Source organism: Vibrio sp. OPT24 (assembly GCF_015163545.1).
Classification (GTDB): domain Bacteria; phylum Pseudomonadota; class Gammaproteobacteria; order Enterobacterales; family Vibrionaceae; genus Vibrio; species Vibrio cyclitrophicus.
Window position 1 is genome coordinate 69,735 of the sequence record NZ_JADDYI010000022.1, and the last position, 24,720, is coordinate 94,454.

The following is a 24,720-nucleotide window of genomic DNA, read 5'->3' on the forward strand; positions in this document are numbered from 1 at the left end:
TCCGTTACTGCATTTATCACCCCAATATCACTACAGACAAAGGTGAAGTGCTCGAACCGTTCGATGGCGAAGAGTATGTCGGTAACAATGATTGGGATTTCTACTTAGGTGACACTATCTGGGCGCCTGTCTCGAACAAGCTGGGCAAATGGCGCATGACGGTTGAGCTAAAAGGCAACATCATCGCCGACAAGACATTCGACCTAGTAGCAAAAGACGAAAGCCAGTTTTGGAAGCGTAGAGGTTTTTAGGCTAGAACTTCTGGCTAAATTCAGATACAAAAAAGCCGAGTCACATGTGAACTCGGCTTTTTGATATTGGCTAAATGGCTTTCACCACCTCGCTAACAAGTAAGATTATTGTGTTACGTAAGCCACTACAAACTCAGTGATTGCGACCATGTCTTTCACTGCAATGTATTCTTCAGTGGTGTGAACTTTCGCCATACCAGTAGAAAGGTTAACCGTTGTTAGGCCTTTCGCGTTGAAGTTGTTTGCATCGCTACCACCACCAGTGCGTTTGGTGTTTGCGCTTACGCCAAGCTTCTCAAACGCTGATTTGATAGAAAGAATATGCGGGTGATCGTCTGCAATAACGAATGCATCGTAAGCTCGAGTAGAGTCGATTTCTACTTCAGCGCCGAACTGCTTCGCACTCTCTTGGAATGTAGAGATCATGTGCTCAACTTGAGCTGTTAGCTTTTCGCCGCTTAGAGAACGAGCTTCAGCCACGACTTTAAGCTCTGGCATTACGATGTTAGTCGCTTGACCGCCTTCAACAATACCAACATTTGCTGTTGTTTCTTCATCGATACGAAGCAGGTTCATCTTAGTGATTGCGTCTGCAGCCACTTGAATTGCGCTGATGCCTTCTTCTGGCGCTAAACCAGCGTGAGCAGGGCGACCTTTGATCTTCGCAACAATTTTTTGCTGTCCAGGCGCTGCGTTTACGATGGTACCAATCGGGCCGCCTGTATCAAGCACGATAGCGTGCTCAGATTTGATGTAAGACATATCGAAGTTCAAAGAGCCGAATAGACCGCCCTCTTCGAATACAGTAAATGCAATCTCAATAGTTTTGTGTTCTTTGCCTTCCGCTTTAATTACGCGAACCGCTTCCATGATAGCTGCGATACCAGACTTATCGTCGCCACCCAGAATAGTGTTGCCTTTTGAACGGATGATGCCGTCTTCTATGATTGGCTCAATGCCGATACCTGGCGTTACTGTATCCATGTGGCAGCTGAATACAGTGCTGCCTGAAAGAGTGCCATCTAAACGTGCATAAATATTGAAACCGTTCGACACTTCTTCTGGAACAGCCAGTTTATGTACGTCAAAGCCTAATTCGCCTAGCTGCTCAGCCAGCGCTTCAGCAATGGCTTTTTCGTTACGTGATTCACTATCGATTTTCACAAGATCGCAGAAATGGTCGACAAGGCGTTGTTCATTAATTTGGGTCATTGTTAATTCTCATTATGCTTCCGCTTGTTCTAAAAAATCCGCGGAGGTAGGAACAGGAAAATCACTATAACGCCAATGAGGTAGATGATTGCCTGAGTTAAATCAAGAAAGTCGCCTGATTATTCTAATTAGTGAGAAATACACGTCGTCATTCTGCTAAATAGCGATATTTTAATCTGCATAGCGATCGGTATAATAAGTTTCTAATATAAGTAAACAGCAGTGATATGATCACTCAATTTGTAACGGTCTTAATACATGATATTGAGTGATCTTGAACGAGTATTTGCATTTTTTGAAGTGGTTGGGAGCAGAAGTTGGAAAGTGCTAAGCTTAAAAACACTGGCTGAATATTACGAATCCCAGGGTGACCTTGATACTGCCCCGAAATACTACAAACAATATTATCATGGCAACAAAGCGCTGCTGTTTGATAAAAGGCAGAGCGACATTTTCTTATTAGAACAAGATTATGCAACCGCGACACTCGCCAAAGAAAATGAGCTACTCAATACTGAAAAAGACCTCAACGAATTATTACTTCAAAAGGAACAACTTAGAAACAGAATCGTGATCGCATTAATTATAATGGTCAGCATTAGTGCTATATTGCTGGCGATTAGGCTTCGCAGTATTCTAAGCAAAAATAAGGCTCTTATCACTCAATCGACAACGTGTGAGTTAATGGGGTTATACAACCGACGTTATCTAGATCTCGACCACTTTAAGCGTGTTAATGACACCTTTGGACATGATGTTGGTGATGAGGTATTAGTGGAAGTTGCAAGGAGTGTAAAGTAACACTTATACCCAAATGACGTAGTGGCTCGCTGGGGGTGGAAGAATTTGTTCTGTTGTTGTCTGGTTCCATTGATAGGGGCATCGATTGGTATTTCTCAAAACCAACTCAACCAAGATACTTACAAAAAGTACCTTAAAGCCGCGGATGATGCATTATATTAAGCGAAAGAGTCGGGTAGGAATCAAGTCATCATCGCTGAAAGTTAATTGCTGATTAGAAAACATAAAGCCATTCTGATCTTCGTGAGACAAGAATGGCTTTTGGAATACTTTCAGAACGCTAATATCAAAGTTTGAGTTAAATATGGGTTTTACTTAGCGATATCTTGAATTTGTCTATATCAGTCTTGTTCAATTCGGCTTATTTGGCGATACCTTGCAGCATTTCGACCAGCTCACCTTCTGTAGTCGGTTCTTTAGACAGTTCAATGACTGCTGAAGAACCGCCTTTTAACATATAAGCTTGCGTTCCGCAGTGATCATAGTGGAACCATTTACCACTTACACACACGTCGGTATAACATCTTGGGTCTTGTTTAAGTTCCATATCAATTTCCTTATTAACATTTGCCTAACGTTTTTCAGGCTAATTGATCACAAACTGGCACTAATTGATCTATATCAATTTTGAGGCTAAATAATAACCGAATACTCAAATAAGAGAGCTGTGTCGGTTATCTAAAATCTCAAATCAAGCAGTTAGCGAACAACTCTAAGAGAAAGGTCGTGATTCGAGTTAACAACTGATTCTCTTTTTCTTGCCACATGATGCTTTTCTACTTACGCTACAATCACTTTAATCTCCCTACTTGCGTGGAACATGACTAATATTTTTATCGTTGTAGTGGTGCTTGTCGTCTTCTTTTACTTCATTCAGAAGTACGTATTTAAACATGACGACACAAAAGACCACGCTTATCAAAAAAAAGGGGCATTGCTCAACGTACAGCAAGCCACTTTTTATACGGCCTTGATCTCAGCAGTGGGTAATCATGGCGTGGTGTTTGCAAAAGTGAACATGGCGAACGTGCTTGCTCCTGCAAAAAGTAATACTAAGAAAAACTGGTTTATTGCCAATAACAAGATATCTCGTAGCTATTTTGATTTTGTAGTGTGTGACCCAAGAACATTAGAGCCACGTGTCATCATTGAACTCGATAATGGGAAAGAGTTGAACAAAGGCAAAGTTGACCGAGAAAAGCTGCTCATTCACGTTTGCAAGTCAGCAGGCCTGCCGTTGATCGGTGCATCGGTGAAACACAGTTATCAAGTGAGTCGCTTAAAGAGATTGTTGGCGGCACATATCGATCTTATCGAACCATCAAAGGAAGTTCGCTTCTGTAAAAAGTGTGGTAGCCCGATGATCATAAAATTGGCTAGCCAAGGCGACTATAAAGGACGACGCTTTTTTACTTGCAGTCGCCAGCCTAACTGTACTTATACTGAGAACTACAACGTGGTATTCGATAGCGAAGAAGAGTCAAACTAATATCTCAAGCTAAAAGTTCCGTTGGAGGTTTAAAAGACACAAAGCATGTCTATGTAGCTAGCCAGTAAAGTTGACTTGAAATGTGATCTATCTCAACCCGTTGATCTGCTTTGTGTTTAAAATTTACTCTGATTGTTGTTTTTAAAAGCAAACGAACAGTTTTGTGCAAATTTATCCTTGCACGCTACCCATTCACTCGTTATTATCCATCTCGTTCTGAAGCGTTAGCCACTTAGTAAAGCGGTTAGTTAAGTTTCACAGCATTGCCCGCTTAGCTCAGTTGGTTAGAGTACTTGCATGACATGCAAGGTGTCACTGGTTCGAGTCCAGTAGCGGGCACCACATTATACGAAAGAGCCCACCTAGTGTGGGCTTTTTTGTGCCTGTCGTATTTAGCTAGAACTAGCCGTCATAGCTAAATACCTAGAGGGATTTAGCCTCGAATGATCATTTGCTCGCGCTCAGGACCTACCGATACCATCACGATTGGTACGCCCATCAACTCTTCGATGCGAGTTACGTAATCTTGTGCCGCTTGAGGAAGGCTTTCAAACGTGCGGCAGCCAGTGATGTCTTCATCCCAGCCTGCCATGTCTTCATACACGGGCTTTAGCTCAGCTGTCTGTGGCCAAATTGGATTCTCAGTGTGCTCACCTGAGTAAGCAGTACAGATCTTAAGTTCGGATAAACCAGATAGGCAATCAATCTTAGTTAGTGCGATTTCAGTCGCGGCTTGTAGGTCAACACCGTTGCGAGTAGCTACTGCATCAAAGTACCCCATATCACGTGGGCGACCCGTAGTTGCACCATATTCGTTGGAGCTTTCGCGGAAGCTGTCTTGCTCTTCCATTGCAGTTACTAGCGTACCAGTACCAACAGACGAGCTGAACGATTTAGCAACAGCAATAACACGCTCAGGGCGAAGGGCAGGTAAGCCACTACCGATACCCGCGTAAGCTGCGGTTACATTAGAAGACGTCGTCCAAGGGTATTCACCGTAGACAAGGTCACGGCCTGCACCAAGTTGAGCTTCAAAAAGTAGGTTTGCGTCTTGTGATTGCAGTGCTTTAAGAGGCTCAGTCACGTTGCAGATGAATGGGCGCCAAGCCTTAGTCACTTCAAGTAGCCATTCTGTCATTTCAGAAGCTGTCTGAGTGAAATCACATTGAGGGTATAGCGCTTTAAGTTGAGGCATCTTCCAATCAAGCAGGAATTGAATGCGTTGCTCTAAAATCTCAGGTTGATTCAACCAGCCCACAAGAATGCCTTTTTTCATTACACGATCGCCGTACGCTGGTGCAATACCTTGACGTGTTGAACCGTAAGCGCCGTCGCCCAAACGCTCTTCTTCAAGCGTATCTTCAAGGGCGTGTAAAGGGAGACACAGTGTCGCACGATCTGAGATCGCCATTTTAACTTTGATGCCAGCCTCTTGAACTTCTGCAATCTCTTGAGTTAGCGCAGCAGGGCTGATCACCATGCCTGGGCCAAGAACCGCTGTACAATCAGGATTAAAAATACCACTTGGTAGTTGGTGCAGTTTAAATGTACCGAAGTCATTTACTACGGTATGGCCTGCATTGTTTCCGCCTTGAAAACGAATGCTAGCAGAAGCTTGGTCTGCTAAAAAATCGACGATGCGGCCTTTGCCTTCATCACCCCAGTTTGCGCCCACAACAACGATAGATGGCATAATTTTTCTCCTAACTGATTGAGAAATCATGTTAGGCCTACAAGGTGGATAAGAGAAATTAATTATCTTTATTATCTTGATAAGAATTTCATATATCTCTAAAGTCTTAAACCATAAGCGAGATTCCCTATTGGGTTCGTCTCTCATTTTAGAGAATGATGCAAGGAACACAGGAGAGATATGATGCTCGATATTAATTTGTTGAAGACGTTTGTAACGCTTGCGGAGTACAAGCATTTTGGGAAAGCAGCCAATGCACTACACATGACACAACCCAATGTGAGTTTGCACCTAAAACAACTAGAACAACAAACACGCATAAAGTTGATAGACAGAAGCCCATTTCAATTGACTCAAGCGGGTGAACGGCTATTGGAAACGAGCCAAAGAACGTTACTCGAACTACAGATTTGCCAGGCAGATCTCAATGCTATTAACGATCTCAAAATTGGCACTTTGACTATTGCTGTCAGCGACATCATTTCTCGATTCTTGTTGATTCGTCCTTTCCAGAAGTTCAAAGCACAGTATCCGGGTATAGACCTAACATTGTTGAATACCACATCATCTCAAGCATCGAGCCTAATCAAAAACGCTCAAGCGGATCTTGGTTTTGTTATCGCTAAAGAACAACACAATGAGTCGTTATATTTCACTAAGCTGCAGGATCTTTCTTGGTGTGCGCTAGGCGATGGGTTTGATATTCAAGGGGCTGAAAGAAATATAGAGAATGAGGTTAAAGGCGCAGAAGAAGATTCTGAGCTCACCTTAATTCTACTTGGCCACGATACGAGAACGCGTGATTTCATTGATGAAGGTTTACCAAACCTGAATCTACCAAATTACAGGGTGATGGAAGTAGGGAGTGTCGATGCTCAAATCGATTGGGCGGAAGCGGGGTTTGGTGTGGCGATTGTTCCAGAATTCGCGGTATCCACCAAGCAGCATCTGCATTCGAAAGTGACACCATTAACGAACTTTTCTAGTACGAGCCTTGGCTATATTGTTCGCCAGAACCAAGTATTGTCGAAAGCGACCAAGCAATTGTTAGGTTGGGTGAATGATGAGATTAGTCTGCTGCAAAACAAATAAGCGCCATCATTGACTTTGACTTACCTAAGCCTGCCTAGTATGGGCTTTTTTGTGCTTAACAAGCGCAGTTCTTTTGCAACCAATGGGCTATAGGGCTAATTGGAGCGCACATCAATTATTACTTTCGCAAACCAGAGCTTTGAAATTCGTCGTTGACAAAGTTTGACAATCAAACTAAATTTCAATCAATTGATTTGATAATCAAATTACTTGTGAGTCAAAGGGAATTTGTCAGCACCATGCCCTAATGACAGATAGCCCTAACCACAATACCAACTAAGGACGCTATTTTGAGTTTTCCAACACGTCACCAACACAACTTTTCTTCACATAACAGCCAAGGTGAGAAACGCACATTCTATGTCTTGTTATTGACCGTCGTTACTATGATTGTCGAAATTATTGCGGGTACCATTTACGGCTCTATGGCATTACTCGCCGATGGTTGGCACATGGGGACGCATGCTGCAGCGTTTGGCATCACCTTATTTGCATACCGTTATGCGAAGAAACATGCCGAGAGCGAACGTTTCTCTTTTGGTACAGGTAAAGTTAGCGTGTTAGGGGGCTACACCAGTGCGATTGCATTGGGGATAGTGGCACTATTGATGCTGGTGGAATCGGTGCATCGTTTGTTTAACCCACAAGCAATTCAGTTCAATGAAGCGATCATCGTTGCCTGTATTGGCTTAACCGTGAATGTGGTGAGTATGTTTTTACTCGGCGATCACCATCATGACCACGGACACGAGCATGGCCACAATCATAGTAAGAATCATGATCATTCACATAGCCATGATCACGACAGCGACCATAGTCATAAGCATGGTGAGCACCATCATGACCATAACCTACGCGCAGCCTACATGCATGTGTTGGCGGATACTCTGACGTCTCTGCTTGCGATTGTTGCACTGTTATTTGGTAAGTTCTACGGTTGGAACTGGTTGGATGCCGCAATGGGTATGATTGGCGCACTAGTAATTGCAAAGTGGACGATGAACCTGATGAAGCAGACCAGTCCAATCCTACTGGATGAGAATATTGGTGACGACTACCGTCAAAGCATCACCGAAGCTTTGGCTTCTTACGCCATTGTAACAGATTTTCACATGTGGAAGGTGAGCGGGCATCACTACTCAGCGGCGATTACTCTTGAATCAAACAGTGATAAAACCATCTCTGAATATAAACAAATGCTCGCCAAGTTTGATAAGATTAACCATCTTACTCTTGAAGTGCACTCAAACGGCCATGCGAAATATAGAACAGCTTAATCAAATACTAACCGAGTTCTACGATAAAATGTCTTCGTGGGAGCAATCTGTTGTCAAAGAAACGGGTTACTCCTTAGCGCAAGTTCATACCATCGAAGTGCTTGGTATGCATGGCGCGTTGAGAATGAAAGAACTCGCAGAAAAGCTCGGCATCACTACAGGCACACTCACTGTTCAAATCGAAAAGCTAGTGAAAGCCGAATTGATAGAGCGCCATGAACACCCAACCGACCGACGTGCGATAGTCGTAGCGTTGACCGATGAAGGGCAGAAGATCCACCTTCATCACAATCAGCTTCACTTGAATTTGGTCAATGAACTCACACAAGAATTCGAAGAAGACGAAAAAGTCGTATTGCTGAAATGTCTGACAAAAATGGTAAAAGCATTTTAGTTCGAGTGAGTATAAAGCTGAGAACGAATAGCGACAACTAACCGCTAGCAAGAACATAGATAAGTGGATCGTACCCGAGTAGGGGCGGTCCATTTTTTATGAATCGAAGAAATTGAGCATAATTTTGGTTCCTCTGATGAGCCCAAATAATGTCATTATAGCAACCGAGGTCAATGCAGTATGAAAGTTATTTGATTCAAAGCCTTACGTAGCCTGCTGTTTAAGCCTTGTTCGACCCGTCAAATAGCTGCCTCCCAAATCTATAATTCAACTAATGTACATGTTAGAAATTTGTGTTATTGATAATTCTAACTTTAGGTGCGCTCTCATTGGTAGCTCAAATCCAATTGAGAACAGTACGAGTTAATCACTATATAAATAACCTAGGTTATGCAAACGACTAGAGCTAGATAGATAACTGAAGCTAGATAAACATAAAAATAAGATAACAAAAGTTACACAAAAACTTAGATACCTATTATTAGATTAGTAAAGACGAGTCACATACATGAACATAAAGAACAAGCTCTATTCATTGGGAATATTTTCCATTTTCGGCATGATTGCATTGCTGTTTACCACTTCACAATTTGCAGATACCACGGCTCAAATGAGCCAAGCTAAACAAATCACCAAGGAACTTGAAGTACGATTGCTTAACCTTCGCCGCAACGAAAAAGATTTTTTGTTACGTAGCGATTTAAAATATCTCGATAACTTCGATGTTAACTACAACCAATTTTTAGAATCTGAATCTCAGCTCAATACCGTACTTAGCGATTTGGGTTTGGCCAACAGAGCACGGTTACGTGATGACATTGAAGCCTACCAGGTAAGCTTCGTTGAATTGGCGAAAGCTTATGAAGTCTACGGATTAGCACGAGATAAAGGCTTACTCGGTCGATTTCATGAAGAACTAGACAGCATCGGTGCAACAGTCAAAGCAGAGCAACAAGTCGAACTGTACTTGTTTAATGATCTGATTGAAAAGGGCATATTCGATCCAAGTGGTCTTTCAGTTAGTTCAAGCAAGTTGTTAGATACCGCTAAACAAGTGGTCGCACAGAAGCAAGTCATTGGCTTGAAGCACAACGAAGGTCTGTTAGGACAAGCACGCTCCGGTTCTCATGCTATAGAAACTCAGTTTAAAGAGTTCTCAGCGGTGTTAGAGCAACAAACGCAACAAGAGATGGACAAGCTATCGCTGATTAACAATATCCTTTGCGTCACATTGCTTGTGTCGATCATTCTGTTCAGCTGGTTAATTGTCCGCTCTATCATCGGTAAAATTGAATCTCTACTTTCGGTGATTCGTAACATTGTCGATTCTAACGATGTGTCCATTCGTTCACACATTGATGGCAAAGATGAACTCAGCACGCTAGGCCAATATTTCAACCAATTGCTTGATCAGTTGGAAGGCTTAATCGCGGCGTCTCAATCTAAGTCACTGCAACTGACGCAAAGCACGTCGAACATGCATGATGAGCTTGAATCGGTCATCAAACAGTTTGAAGTGCAAGCTGACCATACTTCAACCATGACCACTTCAGTGCAAGAAATGGTGCTCACCATCGGTGAAATCTCAGAAAGTACATCTGTGGCTGCGGAGGGTGTCCAGCAAGCCAAAGTGAATGCTGATAAAGGTCGTGAAGTGGTTGTAGACACTATAAACAATATTACCCAGCTGTCTGAACGTCTTTCAAGCAGCCAAGACTCGATCAGTTCATTGAACCATCATGTTGATCAAATTGGCGACGCGGTCAATATCATTCAAGGGATTGCAGAGCAAACCAATCTGCTAGCATTGAATGCAGCCATTGAAGCCGCGCGAGCAGGTGAACAAGGCCGTGGCTTCGCTGTGGTTGCGGATGAAGTACGAGCGCTGGCGAGTAGAACGCACCAGTCAACCACTGAAATCACCAGTGTAGTCACCGCAATCCAAAGTCAAATGAACGCTTCGATGACCGAGATTGGCGAATGTAATCAACAAGGGCAACTAACACTCAAAGATTCAGAAGAACTGGATGCAAGTTTGCAGCTTATCTTGAGCGACATGGAAAGTATTCAAGGCAACTCTGAACGTATTGCATCTGCGATTGAAGAGCAGGGCGCAGTGATGGCGCAAGTGAGTGATTCAATCACGGAGCTTAACACCATTTCGAACGACAACAACGCATCGGCTCAACACTGCTTAATGGAGGTAGATAAAGTGGCAGAACAAGCTCATGATATGGATAGAGCGGTAGCGCAGTTTAAAACGTCATAGTGGGTTTGATTTCATTCGGTAGGTAAGAAAAAATCGCCGCGAGGTATTAATCAGACTTAGTAATCTGAGGGCGCAGTTAATCTGCGCTTTTTTGTGTCTGAAATAATTAGATAATTACAAACAAATTAAAGCGAAAAATGAATGGAAAGGGAAGAACGTTGTTAGATAAGAAAAAAACGACCCTATAGGGGGGGAGGAGCAGGGTCGTTTAATCGTAGTAATTGATTGAAGCGGGAAGTCGTGGGGTTACTTATTTCGACCTTCTAGCACGTCTAGTGCTAGTTCAACCGCCTTATCAATGTTGTCGCATCCCGCTAATTTACCTGAGCTAATTGGCCCCAGTACGTTAGCGTATAGCGAGAGCTGCTTGTTAAATGGCAGGCTCAACTGCTCATATAAACGCTGGCGAATCTCGGCGTGCTGCTCAGGAGCGTGAGCAGCAAGGCTTTTCAAAGTGTCATAAACAAGAGTGGTTGTAGTGTTCATTCGTCTCTATATCGTCAAGTGGGAGGCGCTTATTTTATAATCTTTTGACCCTAGCTTGCTGTGATATATGTCATACAATAGTGCAAATGATATTTGCTTTTGGAAAATCTAATGTTTATAGATGTATCTCTTGAACCTGATGAGAATAAGGCATTCCAAAATAGACTTAACTATCTGTGAAATAAACCTAAAATGATGACAGACTGTAAAAGGCAGCTACATTATCGATTTTATTAGCTTATTTGACTGACGTTTAGAGCTTAAAGGAAGAGGAACAAAATGCACTACGACGTATTTAATGGAGACGCAGACGGCATCATCGCGTTGTTACAACTTCGCCTAAGTCAGCCTAAAGAGAGTGTACTCGTTACTGGTGTGAAGCGCGATATCAAGTTGGTATCTCAAGTCGTTAATCAGATGATGGGGCAAGGTAAACAAGGTGATAGTTCATCTGTTACGGTCTTAGATGTATCTATGGAGAAAAATCTATCCGCACTCCATTCACTACTAGACGCAAGTATCGACGTTTTCTATTGCGATCACCATCGTACGGGAGAAGTGCCGAAATCTAGATATCTTGAAACTTTGATTGATACTGCACCTGAATGCTGCACTAGTTTGTTGATAAATCGAAAGTTAAAGGGTGAGCATGTGGCATGGGCAATTGCTGCCGCCTTTGGTGATAACCTAAAAGCTGTCGCTGTTCAGTTAGCTGTTGAGAATGGATTGGATCAAGCTGAAATTGATTTCTTAGAGGAGTTAGGGACTTTAGTTAACTACAACGGATATGGCAGTTCGTTGAGTGATTTACATTTCACGCCAATTGAACTTTACCAAGCTCTTTACCAGTACCCCAACCCATTTGATCTTCTAGCAGATCAAGATTCTGTGTTTTACCAATTACGCAATGCTTATAAAAATGACCACCAAAAACTCATGAGCATTACACCTGTCCATGAGAGTGAATTTGCTCGAGTGTTTGAGCTACCCGGTGAGACTTGGGCGCGTCGCATTAGTGGTGTCTTTGGCAATGAAATCGTGAATCAAGATCCAAGTCGAGCACAAGCCGTTTTAACGAAGAATCAAGACGATAAATCTTACACCGTAAGCTTACGTGCTCCATTATCAAATCGAACAGGTGCAGATGAAATTTGCGCGAGCTTTGATACGGGGGGTGGTAGAAAAGCAGCTGCGGGAATAAATCAACTGCCAGAAACGGATAAGCAACGTTTTATCAACACTCTAACCAGTTACTATTCAAATAAACCCTAGTGGTGAAATAAATTAGGGCTTTATAACGCCCAGTTTATTTCCATTTCATACCGAAGGGGTAAAACTTTTAACGCGTGCTGTGTGACGAATGGAACTTTAATTGAGCTTCTATGTTGGCATATGAGAACGATCTATATTTAACAGCTCGGTTACGGTAAGGCCGAACAGTAATTGGATAATTTCGAGTGGGTCTTCGGTCGGGAGCCTGTCTGAGATATATTTTGCTAGGCCAAGTACCCCTAATCGACCTGAACCTTCAGAACCTTTTTTGTGAGCCTGCATTACAAACATGCGCATGATCATTTTAAATTGAGTAACTTTCATGGCTTTCTTCCAAGACTCAAGAAGGAGGGGCTTTGACGTGAAATCAAGGTGCTGCAAAATGATAGGGAATACCTTTCCTTTGATTGCAACTTCGAAATCGGCATTACTTGGGTAGTAGCCTTGCAAGGTACTTTTTCTAAGGCCGGTTTCTTTGCTTAGTCGATCATAAGTGACGTGATCCCAACCCTCGTTGAGGAAAATATCGAGAATAAGAGCGTTGTAAGAAGCGAAATTGTCCTCGCGTTGGTTTTTGGTGATTCGTCCCATACATATCTCCAGAAATTTGAGACGAAAGGTTAACACAACAGTTATTAAAACTGATGGATAGGTATGATGGTTAACTAATGTTTGACAGAGACTTGTCATTGGCCATTTGGAAGCCTTAACAACGGCATGTTTAAAAGTCTATATGCAACTTTGAATTGACCCATGATTCTAACTTTGTAATAATTATCGATGTGAATTAAGTCCATTTAACCATTTCTTCTATCAATATTAAATGCATGAAATTCAGCATTTTAGCGTTATATTTTCAATGAAAAGTCAAAATCAAATTGATTTTGTTATTCAATCTGTGACTTAAAATCACAAGTTAAATCAAAGCCTCAATTTTTATAAAAATTCCATTACTGATCCATAAATATTCATGACTAAAATGAATTGGTTTGGTTGTGATTGGCACAACTGTTGGTTAGGAAGTGGGATAAATGTTGAAACGTAAAGCTCTGCAATTAGCAGTATCGGTCGGCATGGCCGCAATGTCTGGCGCTGTTTATGCGAATGGATCGGACATGACAAATCCAGATTCGGGCGTTGTGGTTGGTTACTGGCACAATTGGTGTGATGGTGCGGGTTACCAAGGTGGTAATGCGCCTTGCGTAACATTGGATGAAGTGAACCCAATGTACAACATTGTGAATGTGTCATTCATGAAAGTGTACGATGTGGCTGATGGTCGAATTCCTACTTTCAAACTGGACCCAATTATTGGGGTTTCAGAACAACAATTTATCGATCAAATTTCTGAACTTAACAAACAAGGCCGCTCTGTACTGTTAGCTCTGGGTGGTGCGGATGCACACATAGAATTAAAAACAGGTGATGAAAGAGCGTTTGCTGACGAGATTATTCGTCTAACTGAACACTACGGTTTTGATGGCCTAGACATCGACTTAGAACAAGCGGCAGTGACGGCAGCCAACAACCAAACCGTGATTCCAGACGCGCTTAAGCTTGTGAAAGACCACTACCGCACTGAAGATAAAAACTTCCTAATTACGATGGCTCCAGAGTTTCCCTATTTAACGTCAGGTGGCAAATATGTCCCTTACATCGATAATCTAGAAGGTTACTACGATTGGATTAACCCGCAGTTTTACAATCAAGGTGGCGATGGTATCTGGGTTGAAGGTGTAGGTTGGATTGCTCAGAACAACGATGCGTTAAAAGAAGAGTTTATCTACTACATATCTGACTCTCTTATCAACGGAACACGCGGTTTCGACAAGATTCCACACGACAAACTTGTGTTTGGTATTCCTTCAAGCATTGACGCAGCAGCGACGGGTTTTGTAAAAGACCCTCAAGATTTATACGCCGCGTTCGAAACCTTAACAGCTCAAGGTCAACCTTTGCGAGGCGTGATGACCTGGTCTATCAACTGGGACATGGGCACCAACAAGAACGGTCACGAGTACAGCGAACAGTTTATTAAAGATTATGGCCCGTTTGTTCATGGTCAAGTGACGCCACCACCCGTTGAAGGCGAACCAGTACTGAAAGGTATCGAGAATGCACGAGTTCTGCACGGTGTTGTCTTTGAACCAATGGAAGGTGTGACTGCAACAGATAAAGAAGACGGTGATCTAACGCCATCAATCGACGTAGAGGGCTATGTTGAAACAGCAGTTATTGGCACTTATGTTCTGACTTACCGTGTAAAAGACAGCGACAATAACGAAACGGCTAATGCAAGAATGGTTGAAGTGTACAGCCAAAAGCCTACGTTTGGCGGCGTATCTGATACCACGGTCATGCTAGGCGCATCGTTTGATGCTATGGCAGGAGTGACGGCGAATGATGCTGAAGATGGCGATCTAACAAGTACCATCTCACATTCTGGCAGTGTCGATGTGAATGAAATAGGCAGCTACTCGCTTGTATATAGTGTGACAGACAGTGCTCACCAAACCGTCACTGCTGAACGTAAAGTGTCTGTGACTGATGGGTCTAACTGTGCTACGGCATGGGATACTGACACCGTTTATGTTGAAGGTGACCAAGTTTCGCATGACGGCTCAACGTGGGCTGCGGGTTGGTATACTCGTGGCGAAGAGCCAGGGACGACAGGTGAGTGGGGCGTTTGGAAAAAGGTTTCAGAAAGTTCATGTGGTGGTGAAAATCCAGATCCAGGCGGTGACTTAGAACTTCAAGTAGCGGGCCTACAGTCTGAATACGCACCGGAGAACGGCCATGTACATTTAGAGGTGACACTGACTTCAAGCGAAGCACTTGATGTTACAACAATGGTGATAAATAGCGCAGGTACTGTTGTTGAACAGGAGAAAGTGAACTTGGTTGATAGCCGTACTATTACAATGGATCTCTATGATGTAGCCGAGGGCCAATACTCATTTGAAGCGGTTGGTAAGGCAGCCGACGGTGAAATAGTGATGGTAAACAATTTATTCTCTGTAAAGGCAAACGGCGGCACAACACCACCTCCAGGCAATTATCCTCCATATGTTGCGGGTACAAGTTACGCAGCGGGTGACATTGTAATGGGTAGCGACAATGCCTTATACGAATGTAAGCCTTGGCCATACACTGCATGGTGTGCAAGCCCAGCTTACGCCCCTGCAGTCAGCCAATACTGGCAAGATGCTTGGACAAAGCTGTAAGCTCGTTAGAAGTTAGTGATAAGATAACAAACAACGATAGAAGAGAGGCATTTTGCCTCTCTTTTTTTATCTGTAGTTCTTAATACAGTTGGTAGATGTGGAAGGCCGAAAGTTAATGAGACTAGACATTGCTAAAGTCGTTTTTAAGCTCAAATCAAGTAAATCATGTTTGCTTTAGATCAAAATAAGAGTGATTATCAATTGTATTATTTATTGAGAAAATGCACTATGCGTACACTGAATTTTATGTGATCTAATTATTTAAAAAATGAATCTTGCACAAGTCGACCTCAATTTATTAGTCATCCTCAAACACCTGTTAGAAGAGAAGCATGTTTCTAACACGGCATTAGCTCTTGATATGAGCCAACCAACAGTGAGTCGTTCACTGCAAAAACTGCGAACGGTATTTAACGATGACTTGTTGGTGAGAGCGGCATATGGCTATGAATTGACGCCAAAAGCAGAAGCGATTAAGCAAGATTTGAATTCGGTACTGACTCGGTTAGAAAAGTTGGTGCATGGCGATGTGTTCGAACCTCACAACAGTGACACAACGGTTCGATTTTTCGGCCTTGTTCCTCAAGTGTCACACTTGCTTCCTAAAGTGGTCGCGGAGATACGTAAGCAAGCACCGAACATGATTGTCGATATTGATTCTATTCCTAAAAGACACTTCGACCCTTTGTTGTCTGGGGATGCACACTTTGTATTGTCGACTCATGAACCATTGAGTTCAGAACAGAACCTGTATCGAATGTTCGTGATCAGTCGCGATTACCGCTTATTGATGAATAAAGACCATCCCTTGGCTGATAAAGAAATTACGGTCGATGATTTGCTCAACAGTCATCTTGGTCAAATTTCTTTGCAAGGAGACAAGAAGCTCTCAATTGAGAGTCGATTTAAAGATCTCGGTTTGATTGATAAACAACGTCAGCTCTCGATTCCCATCCAGTTGTCGAATTTTAACGTAGCGCCTGACATGGCGGAAGCGACAGACATCATCTTCCACTTGCCTACGCCTTTTGCACTGCAAGCTACAAAGCAGAGGAACCTCATTTGTAAACGCGTTCCTAAAGCACTTCGCCACCCATCTGAAGATGTGTATTTATACTGGCATAAACGTTTTCACAACGACCCAATGTGTCGCTGGGTAAGGGACCTCTTTAAAGAGGTTTATGCTTAGCGAGCGGCTTTCAGCGCAAGTTATGAACCTTACTATGGCTTTAAATCTGATATTAATAGGTATGTAAAATGTGAGCTTGGTTATTGAAAGATATTGAATATGCTTATTTTTATGTATGTGAATATTGAATAGCGAAAATCAATTTTTGGTATGAAACTTTCATTGATAACAATGGTAAGTGAATGTCTAATGCAAACCATTATCATTACCAATCACATATAAGAATGCATATCATGTCTGAGAGATCTCTTTTAACTCGCACACCTTTATCGATCGCAATTGCTGTTCTTTGTTCGTCACTTTCGGCTAACGTGCTAGCGGAAACAAAAGTGACTGACACGGATGAACAGATGGTTGTTACGGCGACTCGTACTGAAATGGCTTTGAAAAAAGCACCAGCCTCAATGTCGGTTATCACTGCCCAAGACATAGAAGACAGCCCTGGTATTACTTTGGCTGATATCGTTGCTGAGTCAACCAGTGTGGAGTCTGATTTTGACAGCACTCGTGCTGGTCGTCAGATGATCTCGATTCGTGGTATGGATTCTGATTATACGCTTATCATGGTTAATGGCCGTCGTCTAAGTTCAGCAAGCGCGATTATCCGCGGTAACGATTTTGACTTATCTACTATTCCAGCTGACTCAATTGAACGTGTTGAGATTATTCGTGGCCCAATGTCGGCGCTTTACGGCTCTGATGGTATGGGCGGTACAATCAACATCATTACTAAAGCACCAGAAAATGACTGGAGCTCTACAGTAAGCATGGATAACTCATCCCCTATGGATGGCAACGGGGGACAAGAATACTCAGTTGGCTTAACTACTTCAGGTGCGCTGATTGAAGATGAGTTATTTGCTCGAGTGTCTGTTAACCAAACGAGCCGTAATGCATGGCAACCATACTCAGGTACGCATAATTCAGGTTACGATCGTGAAGATGTAACAGCATTAGAAGGCCGAGATACGCTGAGCATGTTAGCAAGCCTGACATGGCATGCAACAGACAACCAAACTCTCGATTTCGACTTTGGTTACAGTGATGACGAGCGTGAATCTGCCGCTGAAAGTTCTAGCTCAGTGATTGAGTCCAATACTCACGTGGTTCGTCATAGCCAAGCTATTACACACAGCGGTTACTGGAGTTGGGGCGATACTCAAGTACGTTATTCTCGCGAGAACGTAACGGATAACGATGCAGCCGATTTAGGAAACAACTTCAGCAGCGATATCGAAGAACTGACTCAAATTGTTGAAGCGTCTGCAACGACTTATCTTGGCGATAGTCACACATTAACGTTTGGTATGGATTACCAACTGAGTGAGTTGACCAATAAAGAAAACCTAGTGAGCGGCACGTCCGAAGCGTATCAAGGTGCATTATTTATTCAAGACCAATGGCTAATGACCGAGCAACTGACAGCAACGATCGGTGGTCGCTTAGATAAACATGAACTTTACGGCGAAGAGTTTAGCCCGCGTGTGTACCTTGTTCACCAAACTACCAATGACTTAATCATTAAGGGTGGTGTCGGTAAAGCGTTTAAAGCACCATCATTGACTCAAAACCAACCTGATTATCAAGTATCAAGTTGCAAGGGAGGCTGTGCTCTGGTTGGTAATGAAGATCTAAAACCTGAGACAAGTTTGAACTACGAGTTGGCAGCCGTGTACACGCAACCACGTTGGAATGTAGAAGCTGCGTTATTCCGTAACGAAATCAATGATCTGATCGACAGAACAGAAGGTTATTGCCCACAAGGTGGTGATTGGAACGAAAGCGCTCGTCAGTGTGAAAATCCTGATGGTTCATCAACGGGTGAACTCGGCGCAAAAACATACGAGAACGTAGCCGAAGCGATCATTCAAGGTGTTGAAATTGCGGGTCAGTACCAAATTTCAGACGAGTGGGGCGTATCGGGTAACTACACATATCTAGATACGGAAGATAAATCTACGGGTGATGAACTTCTTGAGCGTTACAAGCATTCAGGTTTAGTTAAATTGAGCTGGAATCCTACGTATGACCTCAACACATTCGTGAGTGCGCGTTACCGTGGCGAGCGCCAAATCGAAGCCGATCTAATTCAAGATGCTTACACGACGTTAAATATTGGTACCGTTTATAATGTGAACGATTCAGTACGTCTGCGTGCGGGTATCTCGAATTTAACTGACGAATCAGTATCAAACGAACTAGAATACTTAGGTTATGTTGAACAGCCACGTACTTACTATGTTGGTATGACCGCTGATTTCTAATCCGTCTGTTTGTAACTCGATAAATAGAGCCTGATAAAATAACGAACCCACACGACTTAACATCGTGTGGGTTCTTTAGATCTAATGCTCATACATTACTTAGTTAAATAATGCCGGTAATGTAAGCTAATAAGCTAATAAGCTATATAGCTAGGAATCCATTAGGCTTTGACACAAGTTATCAGCGCGTTGCCTGAAATTAGATCCCAAGGCAAAAGTTTGTCGTAATCGTGTTCGAAAGTATGAACCTCAAAATAGGGCTTCAATATTTCGAACAGCGCTTTGAAGTTGAACGCCACCATTGGGTGTTCATCATTCCATATTTGCGTTTCACCTGCGGTCGTTTTTTCAATGCTGAGTTTCAGCGCTTGCTTATCACCTTCGCCAGAGTAATACCAACCTGAACGGAACGTAAAATCGTCTTGCGCTTGGTTTGTGGTATGTCGAACAAACAGATCGTTGCTGATCTTATCTTTATCTACCACGTTAAAGCAGAATACACCGCCAGGTTTAAGCGCTTTATGAACGCTTGTAATGCACGCTTTCAAATTCTCGATGCCATCGTTGTAATGGATGGAGTATAAGAAACAAGTGATCAGATCTAGTGGCTCAGATACTTCAAAATTACTCATGTTCTGCACTGAAAAGCTGGCTTCTGGGCAGCGAGCTTGAGCGATGTCTAACATTGGTTTGTTCAGATCAAGCCCACTACTTTGGTAGCCATAGTTAATGAAGTGACGAACGTGTGGGCCGGTGCCACAACCAAGGTCTAGGTGAGTTTTTCCATCATTTCCGAAAATTTGATGTAGCCTACGAACGCAGTTACTTTGCGCTTGGTAGTCAATATCGACACACATTAAATCATAATAACCCGATAGGTCGGTGTAGAGTGCGTTGGCGGACATAGTGGCCTACAGCATTTGCTGAAATAATTGGGGTGGCGCATAGTAAACTAGAACCTAAAAATAACAAGCAAATCTTCGATAAATTCATGTGCATTCAGTACTGTTCTTGATTACTAGCCAAGCACTTAATGACCATGCCACCAACAGTGTGAGCATCGGTATCGTTAGTCAACTTAAAAATCGTCAATATCTAACATTTACTAGTTGGGATGTCAGTGTACAACTTTCCTTTTGTAAGCCTACCCTGATAGCGTCTAGATAACGCTTTTTACTCGGTCTTGGTAACCGAAGGTATGAGCGTTCTGATTGTCGACATCGATTCTTCGGTGATTTTGAAGTGTCATACGCTCTTGTGAAGAATCGAAATTCCGACAAGGTATTACGGCGGTTAAATCTAGTTAGATACCCATATCGACCTGACTGCTTATTTTTCATTGAAAACAGGTGCTTTAAGCAAAAGCTAATGTCGTGCTCGTGCTAAGACTTGTCTTGTTGTCATGTATGTGTCAAAAAGGGTACACGAGAAATACAGCGACACTCCATCGTTACAGTGTGTTATTCGCTAGGTATTAGGATAGAGTAATTTTACGGTATCGAAAGTTGATTAATAATTTATTAAGGAAAATGAATCAGTTATGGAAATAAAAATTGACGACTTGTCGGGTGGAGAAGTGATTGCATTGCTTGAAGAGCATTTGGCGGATATGTATGCGACATCTCCACCAGAAAGTGTACACGCACTGGATATTAAGGGTTTAAAGTCGCCAGATGTTACCTTTTTCAGTGCTTGGAAAGAGAACCAGTTACTTGGTTGTGTGGCAATCAAAGAACTTGATACCCAACACGCCGAACTTAAATCGATGAGAACGAGTCAGTTTGCAAGGAAATCCGGTGTCGCAAGCAAACTATTGCAACACGTTTTGGAAACCGCAACGGCCCGCCAGTATCAACGTATTAGCCTAGAAACCGGTTCAGAAGTGTACTTTCAACCTGCTCGTAGTTTGTATGAGAAGTTTAGCTTTGATTACTGCCAACCCTTTTCGGATTATTCGCTTGATCCTCACAGCCAATTTATGACTATTGAGCTCAATTAATGCCAACTGATCTTTCAAGACAACAATTAGTGCTAAAACCGTTGTTACTTTCAACTCATTCAAACTTAAAGATTTAGTTTAATGTCGACTTACTTTGCTGGTTTCACTCTCGGGCTTTCGTTGATCCTCGCGATCGGCTCTCAAAATGCTTTTGTTCTTAAACAAGGTCTGAAGAATCAACATGTGTTTGCCATTTGTTTGGTCTGCGCTATTTCAGATGCCCTTTTGATTAGCTTCGGTGTGACAGGCTTCGGCGCGATTGTGAAGCAGTTTCCACAAATCGAGCAATTTGCTCGTTACGGTGGGGCAGTATTTTTAGGCGTGTATGCGTTCTTGAGTTTACGTTCGTCTTTCACCGAGACTCATGCGCTTGAGGGAGTTGGAGATACCAAGGAATCACTAATAAAGGCGATGGCGATGTGTTTAGCGTTTACATGGCTGAACCCGCACGTTTATTTGGATACTGTAGTCTTGCTAGGGTCGATCTCTACGCAATATCAACCTAACCACATGCTATTTGGTGCGGGCGCGATCACCGGATCATTTGTGTTCTTTTTCTCTCTTGGCTATGGCGCTCGCTTTTTAGCTCCGCTGTTTAAGAATCCAAGAGCGTGGAAAGTGTTGGAGTTTGTGATTGGTATGATCATGGCGTCGATTGCGGTTTCTTTAGTTATTTAGTTCTTGCGTATCGAACTGTGAGGCCGTTTAGTTTACGGCCTTATAATTTTTGTTGTCTAACTTTCTGTCCTTAAACATTCCGTCTTATAACTTTCTGTTCCACATGACATTTCATGCCTGTTTAACTTATTTCTAATTTGTTTATTTTTGCCTTTTTCGAGTGTTATTTGAACAGTGACGCTCTGAATATTAACCATGGTGAGCGCAAAGTCTCACTTTTGAGACTGATAAAATATGGCTACAGGTTCGCTTGATAGCGCTAAAATGTTGTGCTAGTTTCCCATTCGCTTTCTAAATGAACACTGTTTTATTATTCATGGGAGGCTTTATTTTTCATTTTTTTAAACAGTAGCGCAACAGTTGGATTGGTGTCGGAATACATCCAAAGACAGTGACAGCGCTATTGTAGGACAGACTAAAAAGGGTATTTACATGCTTAAATCAACATTTCTATTAGGCCTAGTTGGCTTGGTTTCACTTCCTACTTATGCTGCTGGTATCGAAGGCGGTCCATACATTGGTGCTGGCCTTGGTGTCTACCAAGATTCAGACACTGACGGGGCTGGTAGTTTAGATGCTGAAAGCATGGGTTATAACCTTTACGGCGGTTACCAATTTAACCGTATTGTAGGTATCGAACTTGGTTACACGGATTACGCTGACTACGAAAAATTTGGTACTAAAGTGTTGTCGCCGACCTCTTTTTCTGTTGCTGCAAATGTAGGTTACACATTTGATAACTCAATCCGACCTTTCGTGTTGGCTGGCCTGAGCTATGTTGACCTAAACGCTCATGGTTCGAGCTACATTGATGACGATTCTGGTGCTGGTTTTCACTTCGGTGTTGGTGTTGAATATACCCCGGTTGAGAGCCTTACACTGCGTCTAATTTCACAGGCAGATGCCGTAAACATCGAACTCTTTAATAACAATGGCAATAGAATCGCGAGCAGAGATGTGGCGTTCAGCAGCGTTACTTTAGGTGCTTCGTACAACTTCTAACAGCTTCATATTTTGGGTCATAAAATAGCTTAAATTTTAGTCGTCAGTTGATTCAATCATCAGATAATTTAATGATTAGTTAAGTGAATTGAATGAGTGACTAACTAATTGGTTTACAAAATGACCCGTTAGTTTTGAGCCCACGTTATCAAGCGATACCGTGGGCTTTTTTGTAGCTCAGTAGGTTCGTAAAGAAGGTATAATGTGTAGAATCTTATCTTTGACAAAACCGAGAATGCTAGATGTCTGAACTAATCCAACAACAAATTGGAAATATCGCACTAGTCGTCGAAAACTATGACGATGCAATCGAATTTTATACTAAGAAACTTCAGTTTACTTTGGTTGAAGACACTGATTTAGGTGGTGGTAAGCGTTGGGTTCAGGTGTCGCCACCCAACTCGAACGGTACTAACTTGCTAATAGCTCAGGCGAGCAATGAGGAACAGAAAAAAGCGATCGGCAACCAAACTGGCGGCCGTGTATTCTTGTTTTTGCAGACCAATGATTTTTGGCGTGATTATGAGCTAATGAAAGCGAAAGGTGTTGTGTTTAATGAAGAGCCACGAGAAGAAGCGTACGGAACGGTCGTGGTTTTCCAAGATCTGTATGGTACTAAGTGGGACTTGCTACAGTTGAATCGTCCCAACCATTAAGTTCTAAGTTAACTCGATTTACACATCAAAACCGCTCTAACTTTGAGCGGTTTTTTCATATGAAAAGTATCGATTGATGGTACGTTGAAAACAAAGCCTATAAAGCCTGAATTTTATTGTTTTTCACAAGCTTATAAAAGGAAAATAATGCTAACCCATTTGGTAGTTGATCGGTATTTTGATAAATTAAAGCTATTATAGACATCCAGTGAGCCGCAATGAAAATTCTTCACACGTCAGATTGGCATCTTGGCCAAAACTTCTACAATAAAAGCCGCAAAAACGAACATGAACGGTTTTTACAATGGTTGCTAGAGCAAGTTACTGATCACGATATCGACGCAATTATCGTGGCTGGTGACATCTTCGATACCAGCACACCGCCAAGTTATGCCCGTGAGATGTACAACAAGTTTGTTGTCGACTCGAATAAAATTGGTTGCCAGTTAGTGCTATTGGGCGGTAACCATGATTCTGTGTCGGTACTTAAAGAAACACAGCAATTGTTGAAGTATATGGGCGCGGACGTGATTCCAAATACCAATGAAGATCATGCGACTCAGGTTGTCGAGCTGAAAGGTAAGGGCGGCGAGGTTGAAGCGCTAGTTTGTGCGATCCCTTTCATCCGCCCTCGTGATGTTTTAACCAGCCAAGCAGGCGTGTCGGGTGTTGAGCGTCAGAAACAGTTGGGCGACGCGATTAAGCAGCATTATAAAGATGTCTACGATGCAGCAGTCGAAAAACGCGATACTTTTGCTAACCGCGACACAATGCCGATCATTGCGACAGGGCACTTAACCGCAATGGGTGTGAAGCAATCTGACTCGGTGCGTGATATATACGTTGGTAATTTGGATGGTTTTGCTGCCGACGGTTTTCCAAATGCCGATTACATCGCGCTTGGACATATTCACCGACCTCAAGTTGTTGCTAAGCGAGAACACATTCGTTACTGCGGCTCGCCAATCCCGCTCAGTTTTGATGAATTGAAATCTCAAAAGCAAGTGTGTGTGGTTGAGTTTGTTGAAGGCGAACGCACCATTTCTCAATTGTCTGTCCCGACATTCCAACTGTTGGCCGAAATCAAAGGTGATTTGAGCGAGATTGAATCTCAACTGAATCAATATATTGGTTTGGAAGAAGGCCAAAGCGTGTGGTTGTCTATTGAAGTTCGAGCACAAGACTATCTATCGGATTTACAAGAACGCATGCGTGCCTTAACCGAAGACTTAAACGTTGAAGTACTTCAGTTAAGAAGAGCAAGAGAGCGCCGAAACCAATCGTTAGAGCAAGAATCAGCAGAGACATTAGCGGAACTCACGCCAATAGATGTGTTTGAGAAACGTATCGCACTCGAGGAGTTTGAAAGCGATACAGAGAAAGCGCGCTTAGAAAGAATGACGGTGAAGTTCAAGCAAGTAATTGTCGAAGTGTCTCATGGAACTGATGATTTAAACGGTACAGAAGAGTAA

Annotated in this window: 22 protein-coding genes and 1 tRNA gene; 17 read left to right on the forward strand and 6 right to left on the reverse strand. The window is 42.6% G+C overall.

Annotated features, from left to right (window positions below; genetic code table 11):
* Positions 1 to 251, forward strand: a 251-nt coding sequence (locus tag IQO02_RS22110; protein WP_228006026.1) for a DUF3859 domain-containing protein, incomplete at its 5' end; no start/stop codon positions are given.
* Positions 252 to 356: 105 nt separating this feature from the next.
* On the opposite strand, the gene IQO02_RS08005 is transcribed toward IQO02_RS22110, so the two are convergent.
* On the reverse strand, positions 357 to 1,463 hold the full coding sequence (locus IQO02_RS08005) for a M20/M25/M40 family metallo-hydrolase (RefSeq protein ID WP_016793537.1): 1,107 nt from the start codon (positions 1,461 to 1,463) through the stop codon (positions 357 to 359).
* 258 nt (positions 1,464 to 1,721) lie between these two features.
* Between IQO02_RS08005 and IQO02_RS08010 the strand changes: the two genes are divergently transcribed.
* On the forward strand, positions 1,722 to 2,264 hold the full coding sequence (locus IQO02_RS08010; protein ID WP_016793536.1) for a GGDEF domain-containing protein: 543 nt from the start codon (positions 1,722 to 1,724) through the stop codon (positions 2,262 to 2,264).
* 361 nt (positions 2,265 to 2,625) lie between these two features.
* Here IQO02_RS08010 and IQO02_RS08015 read toward each other — a convergent pair whose 3' ends face one another.
* Positions 2,626 to 2,811, reverse strand: a complete 186-nt coding sequence (locus IQO02_RS08015) for a hypothetical protein (protein WP_010441167.1) — start codon at positions 2,809 to 2,811, stop codon at positions 2,626 to 2,628.
* 273 nt (positions 2,812 to 3,084) lie between these two features.
* On the opposite strand from IQO02_RS08015, the gene IQO02_RS08020 reads away from it, so the two are divergent.
* On the forward strand, positions 3,085 to 3,753 hold the full coding sequence (locus tag IQO02_RS08020; protein ID WP_010441166.1) for a DUF2726 domain-containing protein: 669 nt from the start codon (positions 3,085 to 3,087) through the stop codon (positions 3,751 to 3,753).
* A 265-nt stretch (positions 3,754 to 4,018) separates the two neighbouring features.
* A tRNA-Val gene (locus IQO02_RS08025) sits at positions 4,019 to 4,095 on the forward strand.
* A gap of 91 nt (positions 4,096 to 4,186) precedes the next feature.
* Here IQO02_RS08025 and IQO02_RS08030 read toward each other — a convergent pair.
* On the reverse strand, positions 4,187 to 5,446 hold the full coding sequence (locus IQO02_RS08030; RefSeq protein ID WP_010441165.1) for an adenylosuccinate synthase: 1,260 nt from the start codon (positions 5,444 to 5,446) through the stop codon (positions 4,187 to 4,189).
* 180 nt (positions 5,447 to 5,626) lie between these two features.
* Here IQO02_RS08030 and IQO02_RS08035 point away from each other — a divergent pair, with 180 nt between their 5' ends.
* The 4 genes from IQO02_RS08035 (at position 5,627) to IQO02_RS08050 (ending at position 10,478) form a co-directional block, all read left to right on the forward strand.
* Positions 5,627 to 6,538, forward strand: a complete 912-nt coding sequence (locus tag IQO02_RS08035) for a LysR family transcriptional regulator (protein WP_016784492.1) — start codon at positions 5,627 to 5,629, stop codon at positions 6,536 to 6,538.
* Positions 6,539 to 6,828: 290 nt separating this feature from the next.
* Positions 6,829 to 7,815, forward strand: a complete 987-nt coding sequence (gene dmeF / locus IQO02_RS08040) for a CDF family Co(II)/Ni(II) efflux transporter DmeF (protein WP_016789535.1) — start codon at positions 6,829 to 6,831, stop codon at positions 7,813 to 7,815.
* Positions 7,793 to 8,209, forward strand: coding sequence for a MarR family winged helix-turn-helix transcriptional regulator (locus IQO02_RS08045; RefSeq protein ID WP_010441160.1), 417 nt, complete (start codon positions 7,793 to 7,795; stop codon positions 8,207 to 8,209). Before dmeF ends, IQO02_RS08045 begins: the two co-directional genes overlap by 23 nt.
* A gap of 559 nt (positions 8,210 to 8,768) precedes the next feature.
* Complete coding sequence (locus IQO02_RS08050; protein WP_016789536.1) at positions 8,769 to 10,478, forward strand: methyl-accepting chemotaxis protein; 1,710 nt, start codon at positions 8,769 to 8,771, stop codon at positions 10,476 to 10,478.
* 246 nt (positions 10,479 to 10,724) lie between these two features.
* On the opposite strand, the gene IQO02_RS08055 is transcribed toward IQO02_RS08050, so the two are convergent.
* Complete coding sequence (locus tag IQO02_RS08055; RefSeq protein ID WP_004733935.1) at positions 10,725 to 10,964, reverse strand: PAS factor family protein; 240 nt, start codon at positions 10,962 to 10,964, stop codon at positions 10,725 to 10,727.
* Between the two features lie 279 nt (positions 10,965 to 11,243).
* Between IQO02_RS08055 and IQO02_RS08060 the strand changes: the two genes are divergently transcribed.
* A complete protein-coding gene (locus IQO02_RS08060; RefSeq protein ID WP_010441154.1) occupies positions 11,244 to 12,236 on the forward strand; it encodes a hypothetical protein in 993 nt (330 codons plus the stop codon).
* Positions 12,237 to 12,344: 108 nt separating this feature from the next.
* On the opposite strand, the gene IQO02_RS08065 is transcribed toward IQO02_RS08060, so the two are convergent.
* Entirely contained in the window at positions 12,345 to 12,827 is a 483-nt protein-coding gene (locus IQO02_RS08065) for a hypothetical protein (RefSeq protein WP_010441152.1), read from the reverse strand.
* 440 nt (positions 12,828 to 13,267) lie between these two features.
* Between IQO02_RS08065 and IQO02_RS08070 the strand changes: the two genes are divergently transcribed.
* The 3 genes from IQO02_RS08070 to IQO02_RS08080 all read left to right on the forward strand — a co-directional run bounded on the left by IQO02_RS08070 (position 13,268) and on the right by IQO02_RS08080 (position 18,913).
* A complete protein-coding gene (locus IQO02_RS08070) occupies positions 13,268 to 15,460 on the forward strand; it encodes an immunoglobulin-like domain-containing protein (protein ID WP_016769225.1) in 2,193 nt (730 codons plus the stop codon).
* A 268-nt stretch (positions 15,461 to 15,728) separates the two neighbouring features.
* Positions 15,729 to 16,649, forward strand: a complete 921-nt coding sequence (locus tag IQO02_RS08075) for a LysR family transcriptional regulator (RefSeq protein WP_016769226.1) — start codon at positions 15,729 to 15,731, stop codon at positions 16,647 to 16,649.
* Between the two features lie 233 nt (positions 16,650 to 16,882).
* Positions 16,883 to 18,913, forward strand: a complete 2,031-nt coding sequence (locus IQO02_RS08080; RefSeq protein ID WP_016769227.1) for a TonB-dependent receptor domain-containing protein — start codon at positions 16,883 to 16,885, stop codon at positions 18,911 to 18,913.
* A 161-nt stretch (positions 18,914 to 19,074) separates the two neighbouring features.
* On the opposite strand, the gene IQO02_RS08085 is transcribed toward IQO02_RS08080, so the two are convergent.
* Positions 19,075 to 19,818 carry a class I SAM-dependent DNA methyltransferase gene (locus IQO02_RS08085; protein WP_010441145.1) on the reverse strand — a complete coding sequence of 248 codons (744 nt, stop codon included), beginning with the start codon at positions 19,816 to 19,818 and terminating at the stop codon, positions 19,075 to 19,077.
* Positions 19,819 to 20,453: 635 nt separating this feature from the next.
* Between IQO02_RS08085 and IQO02_RS08090 the strand changes: the two genes are divergently transcribed.
* The 5 genes from IQO02_RS08090 to sbcD all read left to right on the forward strand — a co-directional run bounded on the left by IQO02_RS08090 (position 20,454) and on the right by sbcD (position 24,720).
* Complete coding sequence (locus IQO02_RS08090) at positions 20,454 to 20,912, forward strand: GNAT family N-acetyltransferase (RefSeq protein ID WP_102282596.1); 459 nt, start codon at positions 20,454 to 20,456, stop codon at positions 20,910 to 20,912.
* 81 nt (positions 20,913 to 20,993) lie between these two features.
* Positions 20,994 to 21,590: a LysE/ArgO family amino acid transporter gene (locus tag IQO02_RS08095; protein WP_016769228.1), complete on the forward strand. Its 597-nt coding sequence runs from the start codon at positions 20,994 to 20,996 to the stop codon at positions 21,588 to 21,590.
* A gap of 432 nt (positions 21,591 to 22,022) precedes the next feature.
* The gene (locus IQO02_RS08100) at positions 22,023 to 22,592 is read left to right on the forward strand and encodes a porin family protein (protein ID WP_016769229.1); all 570 of its coding nucleotides are present in this window, start codon (positions 22,023 to 22,025) and stop codon (positions 22,590 to 22,592) included.
* Positions 22,593 to 22,834: 242 nt separating this feature from the next.
* Positions 22,835 to 23,248, forward strand: a complete 414-nt coding sequence (locus IQO02_RS08105) for a VOC family protein (protein ID WP_016769230.1) — start codon at positions 22,835 to 22,837, stop codon at positions 23,246 to 23,248.
* A 218-nt stretch (positions 23,249 to 23,466) separates the two neighbouring features.
* The gene (gene sbcD, locus IQO02_RS08110; protein ID WP_016769231.1) at positions 23,467 to 24,720 is read left to right on the forward strand and encodes an exonuclease subunit SbcD; all 1,254 of its coding nucleotides are present in this window, start codon (positions 23,467 to 23,469) and stop codon (positions 24,718 to 24,720) included.